Annotated in this window: 17 protein-coding genes; 2 read left to right on the forward strand and 15 right to left on the reverse strand. The window is 66.7% G+C overall.

What is annotated here, in order from left to right:
- Nucleotides 1-138: 138 nt before the first annotated feature.
- From LOK46_RS21520 to LOK46_RS21575, 12 genes are all read right to left on the reverse strand, one after another.
- Nucleotides 139-876, reverse strand: coding sequence for a DUF3471 domain-containing protein (locus LOK46_RS21520; RefSeq protein ID WP_273560447.1), 738 nt, complete (start codon nt 874-876; stop codon nt 139-141).
- Nucleotides 843-1,052, reverse strand: a complete 210-nt coding sequence (locus tag LOK46_RS21525) for a hypothetical protein (RefSeq protein ID WP_273560448.1) — start codon at nt 1,050-1,052, stop codon at nt 843-845. The genes LOK46_RS21520 and LOK46_RS21525 overlap by 34 nt, the downstream gene beginning before the upstream one ends.
- A gap of 179 nt (nt 1,053-1,231) precedes the next feature.
- Nucleotides 1,232-2,192 (reverse strand): IS630 family transposase gene (locus LOK46_RS21530; RefSeq protein ID WP_273560449.1). Its coding sequence is split into 2 segments (ribosomal slippage): nt 1,232-1,853 and nt 1,852-2,192, totalling 963 coding nucleotides; the frame shifts between segments, so codons are not numbered across the junction.
- Between the two features lie 317 nt (nt 2,193-2,509).
- Complete coding sequence (locus LOK46_RS21535) at nt 2,510-3,328, reverse strand: alpha/beta fold hydrolase (RefSeq protein WP_273560450.1); 819 nt, start codon at nt 3,326-3,328, stop codon at nt 2,510-2,512.
- Between the two features lie 140 nt (nt 3,329-3,468).
- Nucleotides 3,469-4,818, reverse strand: a complete 1,350-nt coding sequence (locus LOK46_RS21540; protein ID WP_273560451.1) for an MFS transporter — start codon at nt 4,816-4,818, stop codon at nt 3,469-3,471.
- Between the two features lie 173 nt (nt 4,819-4,991).
- A complete protein-coding gene (locus tag LOK46_RS21545) occupies nt 4,992-5,798 on the reverse strand; it encodes an enoyl-CoA hydratase/isomerase family protein (RefSeq protein WP_020096249.1) in 807 nt (268 codons plus the stop codon).
- Between the two features lie 43 nt (nt 5,799-5,841).
- Nucleotides 5,842-7,401 carry an AMP-binding protein gene (locus tag LOK46_RS21550; RefSeq protein WP_273560452.1) on the reverse strand — a complete coding sequence of 520 codons (1,560 nt, stop codon included), beginning with the start codon at nt 7,399-7,401 and terminating at the stop codon, nt 5,842-5,844.
- Nucleotides 7,394-7,927, reverse strand: coding sequence for a (2Fe-2S)-binding protein (locus LOK46_RS21555; RefSeq protein ID WP_273560453.1), 534 nt, complete (start codon nt 7,925-7,927; stop codon nt 7,394-7,396). The genes LOK46_RS21550 and LOK46_RS21555 overlap by 8 nt, the downstream gene beginning before the upstream one ends.
- Entirely contained in the window at nt 7,915-8,778 is an 864-nt protein-coding gene (locus LOK46_RS21560; protein WP_273560454.1) for an FAD binding domain-containing protein, read from the reverse strand. The genes LOK46_RS21555 and LOK46_RS21560 overlap by 13 nt, the downstream gene beginning before the upstream one ends.
- Nucleotides 8,775-11,747, reverse strand: a complete 2,973-nt coding sequence (locus LOK46_RS21565) for a xanthine dehydrogenase family protein molybdopterin-binding subunit (protein ID WP_273560455.1) — start codon at nt 11,745-11,747, stop codon at nt 8,775-8,777. The genes LOK46_RS21560 and LOK46_RS21565 overlap by 4 nt, the downstream gene beginning before the upstream one ends.
- A 137-nt stretch (nt 11,748-11,884) precedes the next feature.
- Complete coding sequence (locus tag LOK46_RS21570; RefSeq protein ID WP_273560456.1) at nt 11,885-12,742, reverse strand: helix-turn-helix domain-containing protein; 858 nt, start codon at nt 12,740-12,742, stop codon at nt 11,885-11,887.
- A gap of 336 nt (nt 12,743-13,078) precedes the next feature.
- Entirely contained in the window at nt 13,079-13,711 is a 633-nt protein-coding gene (locus LOK46_RS21575) for a tyrosine-type recombinase/integrase (protein ID WP_273560457.1), read from the reverse strand.
- 364 nt (nt 13,712-14,075) lie between these two features.
- On the opposite strand from LOK46_RS21575, the gene LOK46_RS21580 reads away from it, so the two are divergent.
- Complete coding sequence (locus tag LOK46_RS21580; RefSeq protein ID WP_273560458.1) at nt 14,076-14,471, forward strand: hypothetical protein; 396 nt, start codon at nt 14,076-14,078, stop codon at nt 14,469-14,471.
- Complete coding sequence (locus tag LOK46_RS21585; RefSeq protein ID WP_273560459.1) at nt 14,458-15,357, forward strand: sigma-70 family RNA polymerase sigma factor; 900 nt, start codon at nt 14,458-14,460, stop codon at nt 15,355-15,357. Before LOK46_RS21580 ends, LOK46_RS21585 begins: the two co-directional genes overlap by 14 nt.
- A gap of 3 nt (nt 15,358-15,360) precedes the next feature.
- Here LOK46_RS21585 and LOK46_RS21590 read toward each other — a convergent pair whose 3' ends face one another.
- The 3 genes from LOK46_RS21590 to LOK46_RS21600 all read right to left on the reverse strand — a co-directional run bounded on the left by LOK46_RS21590 (nt 15,361) and on the right by LOK46_RS21600 (nt 17,859).
- A complete protein-coding gene (locus LOK46_RS21590) occupies nt 15,361-15,801 on the reverse strand; it encodes a hypothetical protein (RefSeq protein WP_273560460.1) in 441 nt (146 codons plus the stop codon).
- Nucleotides 15,802-15,813: 12 nt separating this feature from the next.
- Entirely contained in the window at nt 15,814-16,587 is a 774-nt protein-coding gene (locus tag LOK46_RS21595; RefSeq protein WP_273560461.1) for an SDR family oxidoreductase, read from the reverse strand.
- A gap of 318 nt (nt 16,588-16,905) precedes the next feature.
- Nucleotides 16,906-17,859, reverse strand: a complete 954-nt coding sequence (locus tag LOK46_RS21600; protein ID WP_443192904.1) for an MBL fold metallo-hydrolase — start codon at nt 17,857-17,859, stop codon at nt 16,906-16,908.
- Nucleotides 17,860-18,256 lie beyond the last annotated feature (397 nt).

Genomic DNA, 18,256 nt, shown 5'->3' on the forward strand with positions numbered 1-18,256 from the left:
GGTGACTATCCCGCCGGCAAGCCACCCACGTGGTCGTGACAAGGTCACTAATCTTTTGCTCCGCCGGCTGGCAGACCGCTGCTCCGCCTCGACAGCAGGCTCCTCCCACCGTTCAAGCAGCCATGCAGACATAAGTTGTCAGGGCACTATGCGAAAACTTGCGGTTTCAATCCTTGACATATCATTCAAGCTAAGCCGCCATTCTGTTTCCGCTTGCTCGAATTTGACGCCGTATACGTCGCAGTCATCAGCCATTGAGACGCCAATAAATTTGATCGATTGCAGCTCGCCCCACCATTCTAGGACTCGCTTATTATCGATAAGCTGCTTCTCAAAGGCTTGCGCCAAATTTGGAGACATTAGGTCGGGTTCGGGAACCCCGAGCTGTGTTGCTTTGATCATGCGACGAAGTGCATGCTCGCTGCCGGGTTTCGGTTTGTTCGCGGCCTTCCGCGATTTGATGGACTCCTCAACAGCATCCGCCTTTTCCTTGCTGATGCGCGGCGCAGTTTGCTCCTTGCCGTTTTGATGAAGTATCAATGCAGTCACTGCGCCGCTGTCATCTTTCACGAAGCTGAGCTGCGCCTTAATATGCGAATTTCTATAGAAAAACTTTGACGAGCTTTCCGCGAGAATGGAGAAAAACATCTGGTCCGTGAGCCTGGAAATCAAACCTCCTTCGTCACGATCGATGGTGAAGATTTTGGTCGGGGCCAGTTGATAGAAGCCTACGAACTGATCCAGCGCTGCTGGATCGATGGCCACCACTTTGCGGGGGAGCGCCTGTTCCGCTTTCAGGCGTTCAACCTTATCTGCGTCGCTTTCCGCGCCGATCCTGCTGGTCAGTTCCTCACCTCTGCACGCAATCGACGCCAACTAGCGAATCCGTATTTGCGGGCAATTTCCTTCTGGGCTGCCGACAACTGTGCGGCCGGATCAGACACACGAAGCGTCTTGAGCCGCGCCTTCGCTTCGTTGCGAAGATGCTCAAGGTTCGGACGATCCGGGAGAGCACGCGTCTGAGCGGCGTGCGACAGGATGGCCTCGACCATAGATTCCTTCCTTCCTCAGCGCCCATCGTCCGCGTTGCTGGGCAGGAAGTCAGGTATGATCAAGGATGCCGAATGGGCTACGCCCTTCACGCGGACCGTTGGCCTATCCTGAGGCCAGGTAGAGATCCTATGTCTGGATTTGGAAGATGGCAAGAACGGGTTGCTAGAGCCGTTCCCGGTCAGGTAGCGACAGCCAAGTCGTCCTCGTAGCCAGCTGCGGCGAGGTAGTTGCGGCACTCCTGCGGAGTGAAGCGCGTGAAGGCCTGGCGGATCGCCGGCCAGAGATCCGGGATCGTGCGAGCGGCCGCGCTGCGCAACAGCGCCTTCAGCTTTGCGAAGGCCTGCTCAATCGGGTTGAAATCAGGGCTGTATGACGGGAGGTAGAGCAGCCGCGCTCCTGCGGCCTCGATCGCCTCACGCACGCCAGCGACCTTGTGGGCTGGCAGGTTGTCCATGACGACGATGTCGCCCGGGTGCAGCACCGGGATCAGGGTCTCGGTGACGTAGCTGCAGAAGCGCCTGCCGTTCGTAGGACCGTCCAGCAGCGCGGTCGCGCACAGCCCGCTGGTGCGCAGGGCAGCGGTGACGGTAGTGGTTTTGTAGTGACCCTGCGGGGCTGCGAGCCGGCAGCGCTCGCCGCGTGGTGCCCAACCATAGCGCCGCGCCATGTTGGTGGCCGCCGCCGTCTCGTCCAGGAACACCAGCCGGTCCGGGTCGAGCTCGGGCTGTGCCTCGAACCACGCCTCGCGGGCCGCTCTTACGTCGGCACGCTCCTGCTCAGCTGCGTACGTCGCCCCTTTTCCAGCTGATCCCGTGGCGGGCAAAGAAGCGCGACAGGCCGCTCGTGCTGGTCTGGACGCCCTGCTCAGCCAACCGGTCGCGCAGCTCGCGTAAGAAGAGGCGAGGCTCCTGCTCGGAAGTCATCAGGATCAGCCCAGCATGCGCCTCGATGCGCTTCGAGGTGTGATCACCGCCCATCGGCTTGGGCGCGACATGGCCCTCTTGGTGTGAGCGCTGCGACCAGCGGCTGGCGCTCGAGACACTGACCCCAAAGCGAGCCGCGGCTCGGTGGCACGAGGCACCTGCCGCCACGGCAGCCACGACACGCTCGCGTAAGTCGACGGACAGAGGTGAAGGCATCAGCATGCTCCTTCACCCGTCAACCCGCCACCCGCTAATCCGTCGCAATCAGCCCGGGACCGGCTCTAAAGGGTGAGTCGCGCGGAGCGGCAACTTCTGCTTCGATGCGTGAACTGCTCGGAAGCGGACTGGCAGGAAGCACCCGAGACGTTCGCCCAGGGCGGTTGGCGGCGGCCGAGGATGGCCGTAAGCGGAAGGGCGGTTTGCGGAAGTTGGGGGAGCAGATAGCAGACATGGCGTTTCGGCCTCTCGCAAAATCGCGAACTGAAGATGTGCTTCTGTTATCGAAGACAGCCGCCTCACTCATCATAGCGCCATCAGGATTGTAGTTCTCTTTGGCCTCCTTCGTCTTTCAGGATATGCCTGATGAAGGCCGAGATGAGGTCGATCGTACCTGCGAAAGCTTCGCGATGTGGTTCATGTCCGACGTGTGGCAATTCACGGACGGTGAGCAGGCCGGGCGGACAAGATCTGCGGGCTGCAGCGATCTGGGCTCGTGTCCCGTAGGCGTCCTCGGTTCCCTGGATGAGTGTCACGGGGACGGTCAGGCGTGTCAGCGCAGCCTCAATCGTCCATCCACGCCGGCCCGGATCGAGCCAAGCGTCGTTCCAGCCGCGGAAGGTCCCTTCGACATCGGCGTGCCAGCGGCCGAGGCGTGTCTTCAAGAGCCCCCGCTCGTAGGCGGCTCGGGTTCGCCGGATCGCGGACAGCGTGACCTCCTCCACGAAGAAATGCGGCGCGATCAGCACGCCGCCCCGCAGGCGGACACCGCCTTCCGCCAGGGCGAGCGCGGCAATTGAGGCGCCGTCGGAATGGCCGATCAGCACGCAGCTCCTGACATCCGCCGCGTCAAGTATCCGCGGGAGGACCGCGCGGGCCTCGTGCTCCAGATAGTCGGCCGGGCGAGGCAAGGGCACCGGGCTCGATGCGCCATAGCCCTGGCGGGAGACGGCCAGGACACCGCACTCGGTCGCTCGGGCGAGGGTCTCGGGCAGGGCACCCCATTGCATCGCCGAACCGAGGCCTTCGTGGAGCAACACTAGCGTGGGGGCCACCTCCGGCTGTCGACCGATGAAATGGTATTCCAGCCGGCCATCGCCGAGATCGAAGAAGCCGGAGGACTGCAGGCGAGCCATGTCATCACTCCCACCGGGATTCGACCAGCACTTGTCGTCCTTTCCTTGGAACAGGGAAGGACTGACCGGACGGGGGCGTGCAGGCGGAGGACCAGCGGGACGCTCGCCCCGGAAGGTCGCTCCGCCTGCACGAGGGGCCGTCACGCCCGGTCGAGGTTGCCCCGCGTCTCCGGCGTGATGACGGCGCCGACGAGGTAGACCAGCGTGACGCCGGTCATCACGACCGTCAGCACCATCGGGATCTGCGTCGGCCCGTCGGCAACGAGGGAGACGAACGTCGGCAGCATGCCGCCGAGCGCAAAGCCGATGTTCCAGGTCAGGCCCGTCCCGGTGGCCCTCACGGCCGTCGGAAACTTCTCGTTGAGGAAGATCAACAGCGGCGCGTAGCTGGCGTTGGCGATGAGCGAGAGAAGGAAGGCACAGGCCGCGACCCCCATGAGGCTCGTCGTGTTCGCCATGGTCAGGAAGAGAACGGGAAAGGCGAACAGGCGGATGACTCCCATCAGCAAGAACGACCGCTTGCGCCCGATATGCTGGCTTAGTTCGCCCATGCCGCAGGCGCCGATTGCCGCCGCCACGTTGGCGCCGATCAGGATCATCGAGGCAGTGGCGTTCGGTACGCCGTTCACGAGCTTGAGGAGGGTCGGCAGGTAGCCGGACGTGAGGTAGTAGGCCGCGCCGCCGCCGAAGGAGATGAGCGTCGCGACCGCGAAGCTTCCCCGGTTGGACGGCGAGAACAGCGAGCGAATCGGCGAGGCCTTCGCCGGAGCACCCTCCCGGAGCGCGGCCTTGCGGGCCTGCAGGTCCTTGAAGATCGGGGATTCCTCGAGGTTGCGGAAGAGGATCAGGCCGATCACCGAGGTCAGTAGGCCCGAGAAGAACATCACCCGCCAGCCCCAGTCGGCGAAGGCCTCGCCCGGCGCCATGAGCGAGACGAGATAGAAGACCAGGGAGGCCAGGAGGCCGCCGATGGCCGAGCCCCCGCTGCCGACCGCCCCGGACATCAGCCCCCGCCACCGCTCCGGCACAGATTCCGTACCGATCGTGTGGGATGCCGCGACGACACCGCCGACGAAGACGCCCTGGACGAGGCGGAAGAACAGGAAGATCGCGGTGGCGAGCCATCCGATCTGGCCGACCGTCGGCAGGAGGCCGAAGACCGCCGTCGACAGGCCGACGCCGATCACCGCCACCATGAGGGCGCGGCGGCGGCCGAAGCGGTCCGCATAGGAGCCGAACAGGGCGGAGCCGAGGGGCCGGATCAGCAGCGTGACCGCGAAGGAGGCATAGGCTCCGGCCAGCGATAGCATCGGCTTGTCCGCCGGGAAGAACAAGGTGCCGACGACCGGCGCCACGTAGAGCAGAATGAACAGGTCGAAGAGATCGAGCCCCCAGCCGAACAGCGAGGCCATGGCGGCCGTCGCCGTCTGCCGGCCGGTGGGCCTGGCGAGGGCGGGGGGATCGGATGCGAAGGTGGCGGCGGTCTGCATGGGGTTCCTCCGGGGGATGCGGTCGTTGCCGCGGTGGGGCCGGTTCGGGCGCTGGGTCTGGACGGGAGCCATTCGGGCGCGCGCCGTCGTTTCCCGCCTGGGCGGGATCGAAGCGATGCGGTGAAGGTCACGGGATGGGGGGAGCCGCTATGCAGCCCCCCGGCGCGGCCGGGCTATGAGCCGGTGAAGCGCGGCGCGCGCTTGGCGTGGAACGCTTCGACGCCCTCGCGGAAGTCATCGGCCTGCCGCAGGCGGCTGTAGCAATGCCCTTCGAGCTCGATGGCGATGGAGAGGCTCGCATCCTCGGTGTCGTTGAGGAGCTTCTTGGCGGTGCGCTGGGCGATGGGGGAGAAGGCGCGCAATTCGTCGACCAGCGCGTCGGTGGCCTTCTCCAGGTCCGCGTCGGCCACGCATTCGGTGGCGATGCCCCAGTCGAGGGCCTGCCGTCCGGGGATGCGCTTGGAGCGCATCACGATGTCCTTGGTCCGGGTGATGCCGACGATCTTCTGGAGACGGGCCGAGCCGCCGGAGCCGGGAATCTGCCCGAGCTTCTGCTCGGGCAGGGCGTAACGGCAGGTCTCGGAGACGATGCGGAAGTCGCAGGCCAGCGAGATCTCGAAGCCGACGCCGAACGTGTAGCCCCGGTTGGCGGCGATGACGGGCTTCGAGCAGCGGGCCGGCGCCGCCATGTTCCAGGCGAGCTTCGAGACGTGCTCGGGCGAGGCGTCGAGGAAGCCCTTGATGTAGCCCCCCGACGAGAAGTGTTCGCCCTCCGCCCGCAGGACGATGACCCGCACGCGGGGATCCTCGTCCAGCGCCTCGAACACCTTACGGATCTCGTCGCGCTGGGGCATCGCAATGACGTTCATGGGCGGCCGCGCCAGGATCACGTCGGCGCGCTCGCGCTCCGAGTCGATCTCGACGCGGAACCCGTCGAGGTTCGTCAGGCGCGGGTCGATGGTGTGGGTGTCGCTCGTCATGGGTTTGGTCTCTCGCTTGTGATTCGGAGTGGGGGCGGGACCGTCAGGCAGCCTCGTGGCCTTCGGCATGGGGCTCGGCCCCGCCTTCCAGGACGTACTCGCCGGCCACGAGTTGGCGGCGCAGCAGCTTGCCGACCGGCGATTTCGGGATCTCGTCCACGAAGACGTAGCGGCGCGGCAGCTTGTGACTCGGCAGGCCGCCGGCCCGGCAATGGGCGTCGAGCGCCGCCGCGTCGGTGCTGCCGCTCCGCTTGATGAAGGCCGCGACGATCCGGCCCCAGCGCTCGTCGGGCAGGCCGACGACGGCGACTTCGGACACCGCCGGATGCAGGGACAGGCGGCTCTCGATCTCGACGGGCGAGACGTTCTCGCCTCCGGTGATGATCATGTCGTCCACCCGCCCGGTGACGTAGAGGTCGCCGTCGGCGTCGGCGAAGCCGGTGTCGCCAGTGAAGTACCAGCCGTCGCGGAAGGCCTTGGCGTCGGCCTCGGGGCGATGCCAGTAGCCCTCGAAGGCTTCGTCGCCCTTGGCGATGACGGCGATCTCGCCCTCCTCGCCCGGCGCGGCGGTCTGGTTAGGATCGCCCCCCAGGGACACGACACGTACCATGGTGTTGAGACCCGCCCGCCCGGCCGAGCCGGGCTTAACCGCCGCCTCGTGGTTGATTGTGAAGGTGTAGACCTCCGACGAGCCGTAATGATTGACGAAGAGGTCCGGCCGGAACGCCTCGGTCAGGCGGGCGAGCAGGCCGTCCGTCATCGGTGCCCCGGCGAAGCCGAGCTTGCGCACGGAGGTCGTGTTGGTCGCCTGGAAATCCCGGTGGTGCACGAGGTCGTGGTAGAGGGTCGGCACGAGGTAGAGGTTGGTGATCCGCTCGGCCGCGATCAGCCGCAGCGCCCCCGCCACATCGAACCGGGGAAGGCAGACGAAAGTCCCACCGATCAGCGACATGGCGAGGAGCGAGCGCACCCCCATCGTGTGATAGAGCGGCATCACGCCGAGCGTGCGCTCGCCGCGCCCGTAGAGATTTTGCGCCACGTGGGCCACGGCCGCCGCCCGCTCCGCCCGGTGTCGCCGTGGGACCCCCTTGGGCTTGGCGGTCGTGCCGGAGGTGTAGAGCATCAGCGAGATCGCCTCCGCGTCGGCCCGGGGCGTCGCCGGCGAGCCTTCGGTGGCCGCAAGGTCGGCGAAGGCTATCTCGCCGGGGCCGGGTGGCGTGCCGACGGCAATGCGCGGGATCCGCTGCGATGCCGCGCTCTCACGCAGGCTCGCGGCCGAGACCGGTTCGTAGGCGATGGCGCAGGCTTCCGCGTTCTCGATCGCGAAATCGATCTCCTCGGCCTTGGCCCGCCAGTTGATTGGCGTGATCACGATTCCCAAGAACTGGCAGGCCCAGTGCAGGGTCGCCGCCTCGTGCCGGTTCTGAAGGACCGTGACGAGGTGGTCGCCGGGCTTCAGCCCGAGCCGGTCGAGCCCGGCCACGGTCGCGGAAATGACCCCGAACCACTCCGCGTAGGTCAGCCGGGTCTTTCCGTCGACGAGGGCCAGGGCCCAGGGATCGCGGGAGACGCTCGCGAGGAAGCTGGTGCCGAGATCAAGCATGGGCGGCCTCCGGGGATGATGGGGCCGGGATGTCGCCCCTGAGTTCCGCAGCCGCCTCCAGGGCGGCCTCGATGATCGGCGCGTAGCCGGTACAGCGGCAGAGATGGCCCCCAATTACTTCCGTGATCTCTCGTCGTGACGGGTTCGGCCGGAGCGCGAGATAGGCGTCGAGTGACATCAGGATGCCGGCGGTGCAGAAGCCGCATTGCAGGGCGTGCCGCCGCCGGAAGGCCACCTGCAGCACCCCGAGGCGGCCGGGCTCCGGAGCCAGACCCTCGACGGTCCGCACGGCACAGCCCTCGACCCCCACCGCGAGGGTCAGGCAGGCCCGGGCGGGCACGCCTTCGATGGACACTGTGCAGGCGCCGCAGACGCCGTGCTCGCAGCCGACATGCGTGCCCGTGGCCCCAAGCCCGTGGCGCAGGGCGTCGGTCAGCAAGGTGCGGGTCTCGACTTCGACCGCGGTCTCGCGCCCGTTGAGGGTGAAGGCGACGGTGTGACGGCCCTGCGCGTCTAGCTGTGGCATGGCACGGCCTCCTGATGGGTGTCGCCGCGGGCGACCTTGGCGGCTTGTTCCAGCACCCGGCGGCCGAGGCTGCGCACGAGGTCGCGGCGGTAGCGGGCGGTGGCGTGGAGGTCGTCCCCCGCGCCGAGGTCCCAGGCGAAGGCGTTGAGGGCATCGTCGAGCGCCGAGCCGTCGAGGTGGGGGAAGTCGCGGGCTGTGGGCCGGTCGGCGACGCCGCCGACAGCGAGCCGCATCTGGGTGCCGTCCACCACGGCGGCGCAGGCGACGATCGCGTAGTCGCCGTGTCGCCGCCCGATCTCAGCGAAGGCCGTGCCGGTGCCCTCCCGCCGCAGCGGATAGGCGATGGCCTCGATCATCTCGTCGTCGGCCCGGTCAGTGACCATCATGCCAGCGAAGAAGGTCTCCGCCGCGACGCGCCGGACCTTTCGCCGGTTGCGCAGATGCACCTCGCCCTGGAGCGCCACGAGGCAGAGGGGAATCTCCGCGCTCGGGTCGGCATGGGCGACGGAGCCACACAGTGTCCCCCGTGCCCGGGTCTGGATGTGCCCGACCCATGGCAGGGCGGCGGCCAGCAGCGGCAGGTCCCGGGCGAGCCCCGGCCGGTCGAGCAGGATCGCCTGCCGCACGCCCGCCGGGATGACGAGGGCCCCCTTGTCGAGGCGGGGCTCCTTGAGAGCGGGGATGCGCATCACGTCGACGAGCACGGCGGGCTTCGTCAGCCGCATGTTGAGCATCGGCATCAGGGACTGGCCGCCCGCGATGATCCGGGCCTCGGGGCCGTGCTGGCGCAGGGCTTCGAGGGCGTCGTCCACGGACGTGGCGCGCAGATAGGCGAAGGGCGCGGGTTTCATGCGGACACCCCCAGACGCGCGAGGAGCCATCGCAGGGCGGCCCGGAGGCGGAGCCCGCGCTTGCCGGACCCGCCGGCTCGCCGGGCGAGGGCCGTGAAGAACCCGCCGATGATCACCCGCGCGGCCCCGTCGAGGAGGCGTCCGCCCACCGCCGCGACCTTGCCGCCCACCGCCGCCTCGTAGACGTAGGCAATCCGCGTGCCCCCCGAGCCGTCGGGCTCCAGGGTCAGACGGCCGGTGCCGCCGCCGCTGCCGAGGCCGCCCGTCACCGTTCCGGTGAGCGTCACCGCCCGGGGCTCATCGAGATCGGAGAGGATCACCTCGGCCTTGTAGCGACCCTTCACCGGACCGACGCCGAGGGTGACGTCGGCCTGGAACCTTGTGTCGGAGAGCTTCCGCACCCCATGCGAACCGGGAATGACGGAGGCGAGCACGTCCGGGTCGAGGAGCATCGCCCAGACCGTCTCCGGCGGGGCAGTGACGGTGGCCGCGCCGTCGCCGCGCAGGGTCCGGTCGCCCGCCTTCGCGGCGGCCTTCGCGGCTCGACCGGCCGGCGGCGCCGGCTCGTCGCCCCCTGCCGCGAGGGCGGCGAGCTTGGCAGGCGTCAGGGGCAAGTCGATGGCCTCGAGGTCGAGGGCGTCGGCCACCGCGTTGGCGAGGCAGACCGGCGTCGACATGCAGTTTCCCTCACCGACCCCCTTCGCGCCGAGCGGCGTGAAGGGAGACGGGCTCTCGACGTGCAGGATGCGCAGGTCCGGCACCTCGGTCGCGGTGGGCAGGAGGTAATCGGCGAAGGTGCCGGACAGGAAGGCGCCGTCGTCGCCGTAGGCGAGTTCCTCGTAGACCGCCGCGCCGAGCGCCTGCGCGAAGCCGCCGCGCACCTGGCCCTCGACCATGCCCGGGTGCAGTACGCGCCCGCAATCGTGCATCGAGACGTAGCGGTCGATGGTGATTTTCCCTGTGACCCGGTCGATCTCCAGGCCGCAGATGTCGAAGATGAAGCCGTGGCAGAGGGAGGAATTGATATGGTCCTCCGCGTCCGGAGCGGTCAGCTCCGGGGGCGTCCAGAACACCGTCTCGCGGATCACCGCGCCGAGATCCTCGGGCACGAGGCCCGGCGACCAGTGGCTCGTGGCGGCCACCCGCGCGAAGGGCAGGCCTGCATCCGGGTTCAATCGCGAGGCGATGCGCCCACCCGCGAAGAGCAGGTCCTCTGGACGTAGGTTCAGCTGCGCCGCCGCGATCCGCGCGAGCCTGTCGCGCAGGCGGGTGGCGGCGAGGTGCGCGACCCCCGCCACGGCGGCGGCGAAGCGGCTCGCATAGTTGCCGGAGGCAATGGACCATGCGTCCTTGGCGGTGTCGAGGTCGGCCGTGACCCGGACCTGCTCCATCGGGAGGCCGAGGACGTCGGCCACCACCTGGGCCAGCACTGTCCGGTGCCCTTGGCCCTGCGGCACCGAAGCGACCTGCACCGTCACCGAGCCGACCGGATCGAGGGTGATGGTGGCGGTCGATTGCGCGCCGTTCTTCGGCCCGGCCTTGGTGCGCTCCTCCGCCGTCAGGACGGTGGTGATGTAGCCCATGTTGGAGACGCTGGGCTCGACCGCCGCCGTCAGGCCGATCCCATAGAGGCGGCCCTCGGCGCGGGCGGCGTCCCGTCGCCGCTTCAACTCGACGAGCCCGCCATCCCGGGCGGCTTCGTCGAGGGCGCGCTGGTAATCGCCGGAATCGTAGAGAGCGCCTGTCGCGGTGCGGTAGGGAAAGGCGTCGGCCGGGATTAGGTTTGCCCGGATCACCGCGAAGGGATCGAGGCCCAGTGTCACGGCGATTCGCTGCATCAGCCGTTCGAGCGGATAGTAGACCTGCGGCCCGCCAAAGCCGCGCACGAGGCCGGTCGGGGTCTTGTTGGTGAGCACCACCCGGTTGCGTACGGCGACGTTGCGGATCGCGTAGGCGCCGGTGAGGTTGCCGTGCATCCGGTAGAGCGTGGCGGGTTCGGGCGCCCGCAGGTAGGCGCCGCAATCCTCGACCTGATCCCAATCGAGAGCGGTGACGCGCCCGTCCGCCTCGAAGGCGGCCCGGAGGGTCGTGACCCGGTTCGTGGCGGAGACGGAGGCCGAGAGGTGCTCCAGCCGGTCCTCGATCCACTTCACCGGCCCTCCCACGAGGCGGGCCGTGGCGGCGATCAGGACCGCGTAGGGGGCGACGCCCTGTTTCACCCCAAAGCTGCCGCCGGAATCCGGGGGCGTGCGCAGGCGCAGGCGGTTGCCCGGCACCTTGAGCGCCCGGGCCACGACCGCGTGAATGCTGAACGGCCCCTGGAAGTTCGCGAGCACGTCGTAGGAGTCGTCGGTGGGGTCGTAGGAAGCGACGACGCCGTAGGTCTCCATCGGCGAGCCGGTGTTGCGCGGGTAGCGCACGGTCACGGACAGGCTGTGCGGGCTATCTGTGAAGGCGACCTCGGGGTCACCGTAGCGGAAACGCCGGTCGCTCACGAGATTCGCGCCGACACCCTCGTGCAGCATCTCGCTGTCGGGGGCGAGGGCCGCCAGCGGGTCGACCACCGCCGGGCGGACCCGGTACTGAACCTCGATCAGGTCGCAGCCGTCCTCCGCGAGGTAGCGGTCGCGGGCGACGACGATAGCCACCGGCTCGCCGACATAGCGCACCCGGTCCACTGCGATGGCGCGGGCATCGACGGCCGCCCGCAGGGCCGGGACGAGACCGGTGGTGACGGCATCAAGGTCACGGCCCGTGACCACGGCGGTGACGCCGGGCAGCGCCTTGGCCGCCTGGACGTCGATGGCGAGGATGTCCGCATGGGCGTGGGGCGAGCGCAGGATCGACGCGTGCAGCGTGCCGGGCCGCGTGCCGAGATCGTCGATGTAGCGGCCGAGCCCGGAGAGCAGGGCGGCGTCCTCGACGCGCTCTACGGACCGTCCGACATAGCTCGTTGACACGATGCCCAAGCCGCTTCCTCCGCCGGACCTCTCGATGGGGTCCTTGTCGCGGGCAGAGTGACGGATCCGGGCGGGCGCCACGATGCCGAGGCGTCTCGCGACTTACCCAAACGTCTCATTTTCGACGTGGCGGAGGGCCTTTGGCTTCAGACGGCGGGTTGGCCGCTCCGCCGGACGATGCTGCGGAATACGCTCGGGGGCACGCTGACGTGATCTCGGAAGAAGCGCGAGAAATGGGCAGGCGCGGCGAAGCCGAGGCGCGTGCCGATCGCCGCCAGGGATTCCTCGCTGCCCACGATCGACTCGACGGCCTGCTCGATGCGGATCGCGTTGAGGAAGACGTGGGGCGGAGCTCCGGTGGATTGCTCGAACAGGCGATAGAATTGCGCTCGGGAAAGGCCCGCCTCTTGGGCCAGGGCCTCGATCCCCAACGTGGCACCGGGCTCGGCGCGCACTCGCGCGATAGTCCGCCGGATGCGCCAATCGCTGGCGTTGCGCCCGGCGGCGGCGCGGAGCGACTCGGCCTCCTCACGCCACGCGGTGAACCGCTCGATTACCGCGATCATCAGGCCCGACAGCAACTGATCCTGAATGTGCGAGGAGTGCGGCGCGTAGACCATCTCCGCAGCGAGGTCGTGCGCGAAGCGGCGGATCGTCGGGGTCACGCCGCCCAAGGGCTTTCCAAAGAAGCCAGGCGCCCCGCTCGCCGCCCAATTGCGCCGGAAGGCCCTCAGCCAGTCCGGCTCGATATAGAGGGCTAGGATCATCGCCTTGGCGCGGCGCGGATCATGGAGATAAGCGTGCGTTTCCCAGGCATTGACGAGCACGGCCTGTTCGTCGGTCAGCGCGACGACACGGTCTCCGACGAGGAACTCGGTGTCGTCCCCTTCAACCTTTAGAAGAACGTGACAGTGCGGATGCGCGTGCCGGACAAGGCTCCGGTCCATGTCGAGGAGCGCCACGCGACCGAACGTGCCATGAGCGATCTCGAGAGCCTCAGACATTCCTACAGGTTAGCATGATCCCGGCGGCACAACCAGTTTCTGGCCGGCCGGCTGATCTCATAGAATACGCCGTGTCGTCGCTCCGACGATCTTACGGGATCGCTGATTTCCGTTCCGAACTTACCCATCAGTGCTATGGCACCATCGACTTTCAGGGCATACAATGTTCTCCGGCACCAGTATCGATCGCTTCATAACGGAAAACGACAGTTTAAGTTGATGCCGACACTGTCTGCTTGCCGCGACGCAGGCAGCACGCTTCAACGGCGGGTATGGGCGCACTGCTGTCGGGCTGGTTCTGAAACCCTTCGACACTGACGTCGAGGAGCCAGACGCTCAAATCTCAGTTCCTTCGGCCAGGATCAGAGCATCCTCGACGTCCACACCGAGGTACCTGACCGTGCTCTCGATCTTGGTATGGCCGAGCAGGATCTGGACCGCCCGCAGGTTGCCGGTCCGCTTGTAGATCAGAGACGCCTTCGTGCGGCGGAGGGAGTGGGTGCCATAGTCCTCGCTACGCAACCCGATGCCCGTGACCCACTCATCGACCAAGCGTGCATACTGCCGGGTGCTGATGTGCGTGACGCCGTCGAGCCGGCTCGGGAAGGCATAGTCGTCGAGCGTTCCACTCCTGGCTTCCAGCCATGCCAGAATGCTGGTTCGTGCGGGTTCGAGCAATTCGAACTGTACCGGCCGGCCAGTCTTGCGCTGGATGACGATGGCCCGGCTGCGGACGCGGCCACCGCTGACGAGATCGCTGATCTTGAGCTTGACGATGTCGCAGCCACGCAGCTTGCTATCGATGGCGAGGTCGAACATAGCCCGGTCGCGTGTGCGCCGTTCGCGGTCGAGCCAGAACCGGATGGCCCAAACCTGCTGAGGCTTGAGGGCGCGCTTGGCGCCGAGTTTGCGGCCAGCGTTCCAGGCCGGTCGCCCTTTCGGGGCGGGATCGTGTGCTGAGTGTCCCATCGCCTATCTCCTCGTCGGCCCATGCCGACGAGGCGATAAGAGACCCGAACCGAAGGTGCGGAGAGCTGGCATATGCGGACGTTCCGCTGGCGACCCAATCCAGCCGCTCGGACCGTCGTCGGCGCTTCTCCAAAGCGGTCGTTCGTCAGCGGTCCGCCAACTTCGGCTCGGGGTGAGAGGCGGTTTCTCGCTGTGGGGCTGAAATCGGACGTTCGAGCGGTCAGCGGCAGTCGACACGAGTTTGGCGAGATGGGCTGTGCAAGGCCGAGGCTTTGACGACAGCCTCGAGATTCTTTCCAACCGATGTCACATCCGGCCTTCGTGCGTCGTCACCCTCGTGGACCGATCACGAGGGGAGAGTGCGATGAGCCAATTTATTCCAGTTTTGGCTAGCCTGCTCGGCGTAGGACTAGCCGGCAACGGTATCTTCATGCTCGCCTCGCCTGAGACTTGGTACTTCGCGGTGCCAGGCGTGACCTCGACAGGCCCATTCAATCAGCATTTCTTGCGCGATATCGGCCTGATCTTCGTGCTGATCGGTACGGGATTTCTCTACGGGGCGGCGAGGCCCGGTTCGCGTGTTCTGCTTTGGAGCATGGCTGCGATCTGGCTCTCAGGGCATGCGCTGTTCCATTTCTGGGAGGTTGCAGTGGGCATTTGCGGGCCGGAGGTTCTGCCCCGCGACTTCCCCGCGGTGACACTTCCTGCGCTTATTGCGGTCACCCTCAGCGTTTGGTCGTTTCGCCATGCCGACCATTGATGATCCGACCCTCATCTTCGAACAGGAGCGGACGCGGCTCGTCCGGCTCGCATACCGCATGCTCGGTTCATTCGGCGAGGCCGAGGATGTCGTGCAGGACGCCTGGCTTCGCTGGCAGTACGTCGACCATGCTGGTGTATCGTCGGCCGGTGCCTTCCTGTCGCGCACGGTGACGCGGCTCTGCCTGGACATCATGAAGTCCGCCCGCGCACGGCGAGAGACATACTTTGGAACTTGGTTGCCCGAGCCCGTCGCCATGGCTCCGGACGAGGCCTCTGGCGATGACCTGACACTTACGCTGATGCTCGCCTTGGAGCGGCTCTCGCCTTTGGAGCGGGCCGCGTTCCTCTTGCACGACGTTTTCGCGGTTCCGCTCGGGGAGATCGCGGCGACACTTCAGCGTGAGCCGCCAGCTGTCCGTCAGCTCGCAGCCAGAGCGAGGAGGCACGTGCAGTCGGCACGTCCGCGCTTCCCCGTCGACAGGGAGGAGGGGACACGCATCGCTAAAGCCTTCTTCGCGGCGTCGGCGACAGGCGACGTCGCGGAGCTTCGCAGCATGCTCGCGGAAGCCGTCATCGTGCATTCCGATGGTGGCGGGAAGGTACACGCATTCCCGCGGCCTATCATCGGCATCGACAAGGTCATGCGTATGTTTGAGGGAGCTGCGCGGAAGTCGTGGATCCAGCATGCCCAGAAGCTGCAGGACCTCTGGATCGATGGCCTGCCGGGCTATTTCAGCCTGGAGCCGGGCGGGACCCTCCAGACCGTGGCCCTCGATATCCAGGGCGGCCTGATCGTCGGAATCTACTTCACACGCAACCCGGACAAGCTCGAACGTATGGCAAGGCTGTTCGGAGGGGCAGCGGGAGAGCAGATGCCCCAATGAGTCTCACCGCCGGGCGATTGCGAGCTCCCTGCGGCATACCCTGGAAAAGGTACAGAGTGGATCGAGGTCGCCGGCGTGGTGGATGTCCGCGAAGGACGAGATACTCTTATGCGGGGCGAAGTAAGTCTCGCCGATGCGTTGCATGACACGCTCCGCCTCTTCGAGCGTTTCCGGCCCGCCGAAGAGCCGGATCTTGTTCACGATGGCATACAGGTTCACCAGTTTGGCCGGATCTTTAAGGTCATGCTGGAAGGCGTCGCCGAACAAGGTCGACGCCTCCCGAATGAACTCGCCGTAGAGGGCTTCCCGTCGCGCGCGGTCCTGCACCAGCAGAGTTGCGCGCTCCTGGCTGTGTTGCGTCAGCCATGTGGTCGCGAAGGAGGCCATCGCGCCGATGCTGGAACCCGCAAGCGCGGAAAGCGCCGAGACGTAGGCCGCATCCATCGGCAGCATACCTCAGGCCACGCGCTTCGGTTGCGCAGCCAGCCAGTCCCTGTAGCGCCGCTTTGACAGCCAAGCGTCACCATTGGGTGTCAACCAGCGATCTTCGAGGAGCACTCCAAAATAGTGGGCGGTGTCGTCCGTGATGACTTCACGCGATTCGCCGATGCCGTCGAACTGGCGCTTCACCAGCTCGACCATCGGCAGCCGCTCAGGACCGGCGATCTCGATCATGCCGTTGCGAGGTGGTGCGAGCGCGGCCTCAGCGACCTTCTCGGCTACATCGGCCGATGCGATCGGCTGGATTGAGGCGGAGGTCACCCGGGCAACGCCGTCGATGATAGCCGCTCCCGCAATCGCGCCGACGAACTCGAAGAACTGCGTGGCGCGGACCAGCGTCCAGGGCACGCCCGCCGAAGCGATCAGTTCCTCTTGGGCAAGCTTCGCGCGGAAGTAGCCGCTGTCGAGCAGGAGCTCGGTCCCGACCACCGAGAGCGCCACGTGGTGCGTGACGCCCGCAGCCTTCTCTGCCGCCGCGAGGTTCCGTCCGGCGCGGACAAAGAAGTCCATCGCCGCGTCGTCGGCAAAGGAGGGCGCGTTGGCGACGTCGACGACGACGCTGGCGCCCTTCAACGCATCTGCGAGGCCCTCGCCCGTGACAGCGTTCACTCCGGTATTGGGCGAGGCCGCGAGCACCTCGTGGCCGGCGCTCCTCAGGTTGGCGCTCCTCAGGTTGGCGACGACCTGCGAGCCGATCAGCCCAGTGCCGCCGATGACGACGATCTTCATGTGACGCTCCGTCTCAACTTCAGTCCCGTCGGGACGGTCGCGGTCATGACGAGGAGCGCCCCTCGCAGTGTGACATTGACGTGGAAGATCAATGCGCCCGACTTGAGCCTAGCGACGGCTTGACCTTGTGGGATGCTCGGGACCGGGGCAACGTGGAAAACGTCTTCCCGGTTCAAACCTGCCGGGACGGTGCACGATCCCACGGAAGCGCATCCTCAGGACCGATATCGATCCCGAGGATGAACGATTGTCGATGAGGCACCCGTGCACGAACTCCCGGGTTCAACGGACGACCGGGCCAGCACGGGCTCCGTGCACTCAGAAGTCCCAGAACACGGGAACCCACCGAAAAGCGTCGCCATCAACCGCAACCCGGCCGACGGACGGGAACGGCAGGTGCGTGGCGATCAACTGCTCGCCGGTCGCCGCCAGTTCCCGCAGAAGCCGAACGCGAACGCGAGCCGCCTCCTTGGGATCGTGTTCGAAGCCGTTGTGCCAGTCGGGATGCTCGAACCCGACCGTGAACACGGCATCGCCGGCGAATGTCAGCCGATCGCCGCCGGATGACAGGCGGACCACGCTGTGCCCGGGCGTGTGGCCGCCGGTGCGCTGGACCATCACGCCCGGGGCGACCTCGTGCTCTTCGTCGAACAGCTGCAACTGGTTGCGGTACTCCTGCGCGAACCGCTTAGCGGCCGCTCTGAGCGCATCAGGAAACCCCTCTGGCATGTCGACCTGCGTGAAGTCGGGCGCTTCCCAGAATTTGACCTCGGCAGCCGCCACGTGGATCCGCAGATCCGAGCGCAGCCGCTCCTTCACTCCGTCGACAAGGAGCCCGCCGACATGGTCCATATGCATGTGGGTGAGCACCACGTCGGTCACAGCCGCGAGATCAATGCCAGCGGCTTCCAGTCGCCTGACCAGTTGTCCGGCCCGCGGCAGGTTCAGGTTCGGGTCCAGCCCCAAGCCGGCGTCGATGAGGATGGTCTGGCCGCCACTGCGGACCACAACCACGTTCAGCGACCAGTCGAACGCGTCCGACGGCAGGAACATGTCGTTGAGCCAAGCCGCCCTTTCGGCCGTATCGACGTTATGTCCCAACATCTTGGTCGGGAGCGGCAGCACTCCATCGCTGACGACCAGCACATCGATCTCACCGACCCGCACCATGTAGCGCGATGGCACCAACTCCTCACCTCGTACACGCGAAGAGCCAGCGTATCCCGGATCGGTTCGTCCGGCATTGGCAGGTACTACAGTATTCATCGTCATCCCTTCCACGGGACGCGCGCGCACCTGGCACGTCAGGATCACGAAACGCGCGTCATCCACAAAGACGAGACGGGGTCGGCAGATGTGACATGAGCGAAGAGAAGTCGAACTCATCGCCCATGGATGATCGTTTCGCCTCGACGATTTCCTGGAGCAAACGGTCTCTTTTCGGCCTATTGCCGTCGTCCAAACCTGCTTCACCAAGAGCCTGAGAGCGAACGTTCCCAAGGCCTGCTATGGGCCGTGAGCGGGCGGATCGGCGGTGTCCGCTTCGATGCGTCCATCGTCTGGAAGCAGACCGGCGGGAAACCACCCCATCCGGTCATTCCGCATCCGACCCAACCCAGCCGTTCCGACCGCCATCCGCGCTTCCCGGAAGCGGACACTCGTCGGCCAC

Origin of the sequence: Methylobacterium sp. NMS14P (assembly GCF_028583545.1) — a bacterium.
GTDB lineage: Bacteria > Pseudomonadota > Alphaproteobacteria > Rhizobiales > Beijerinckiaceae > Methylobacterium.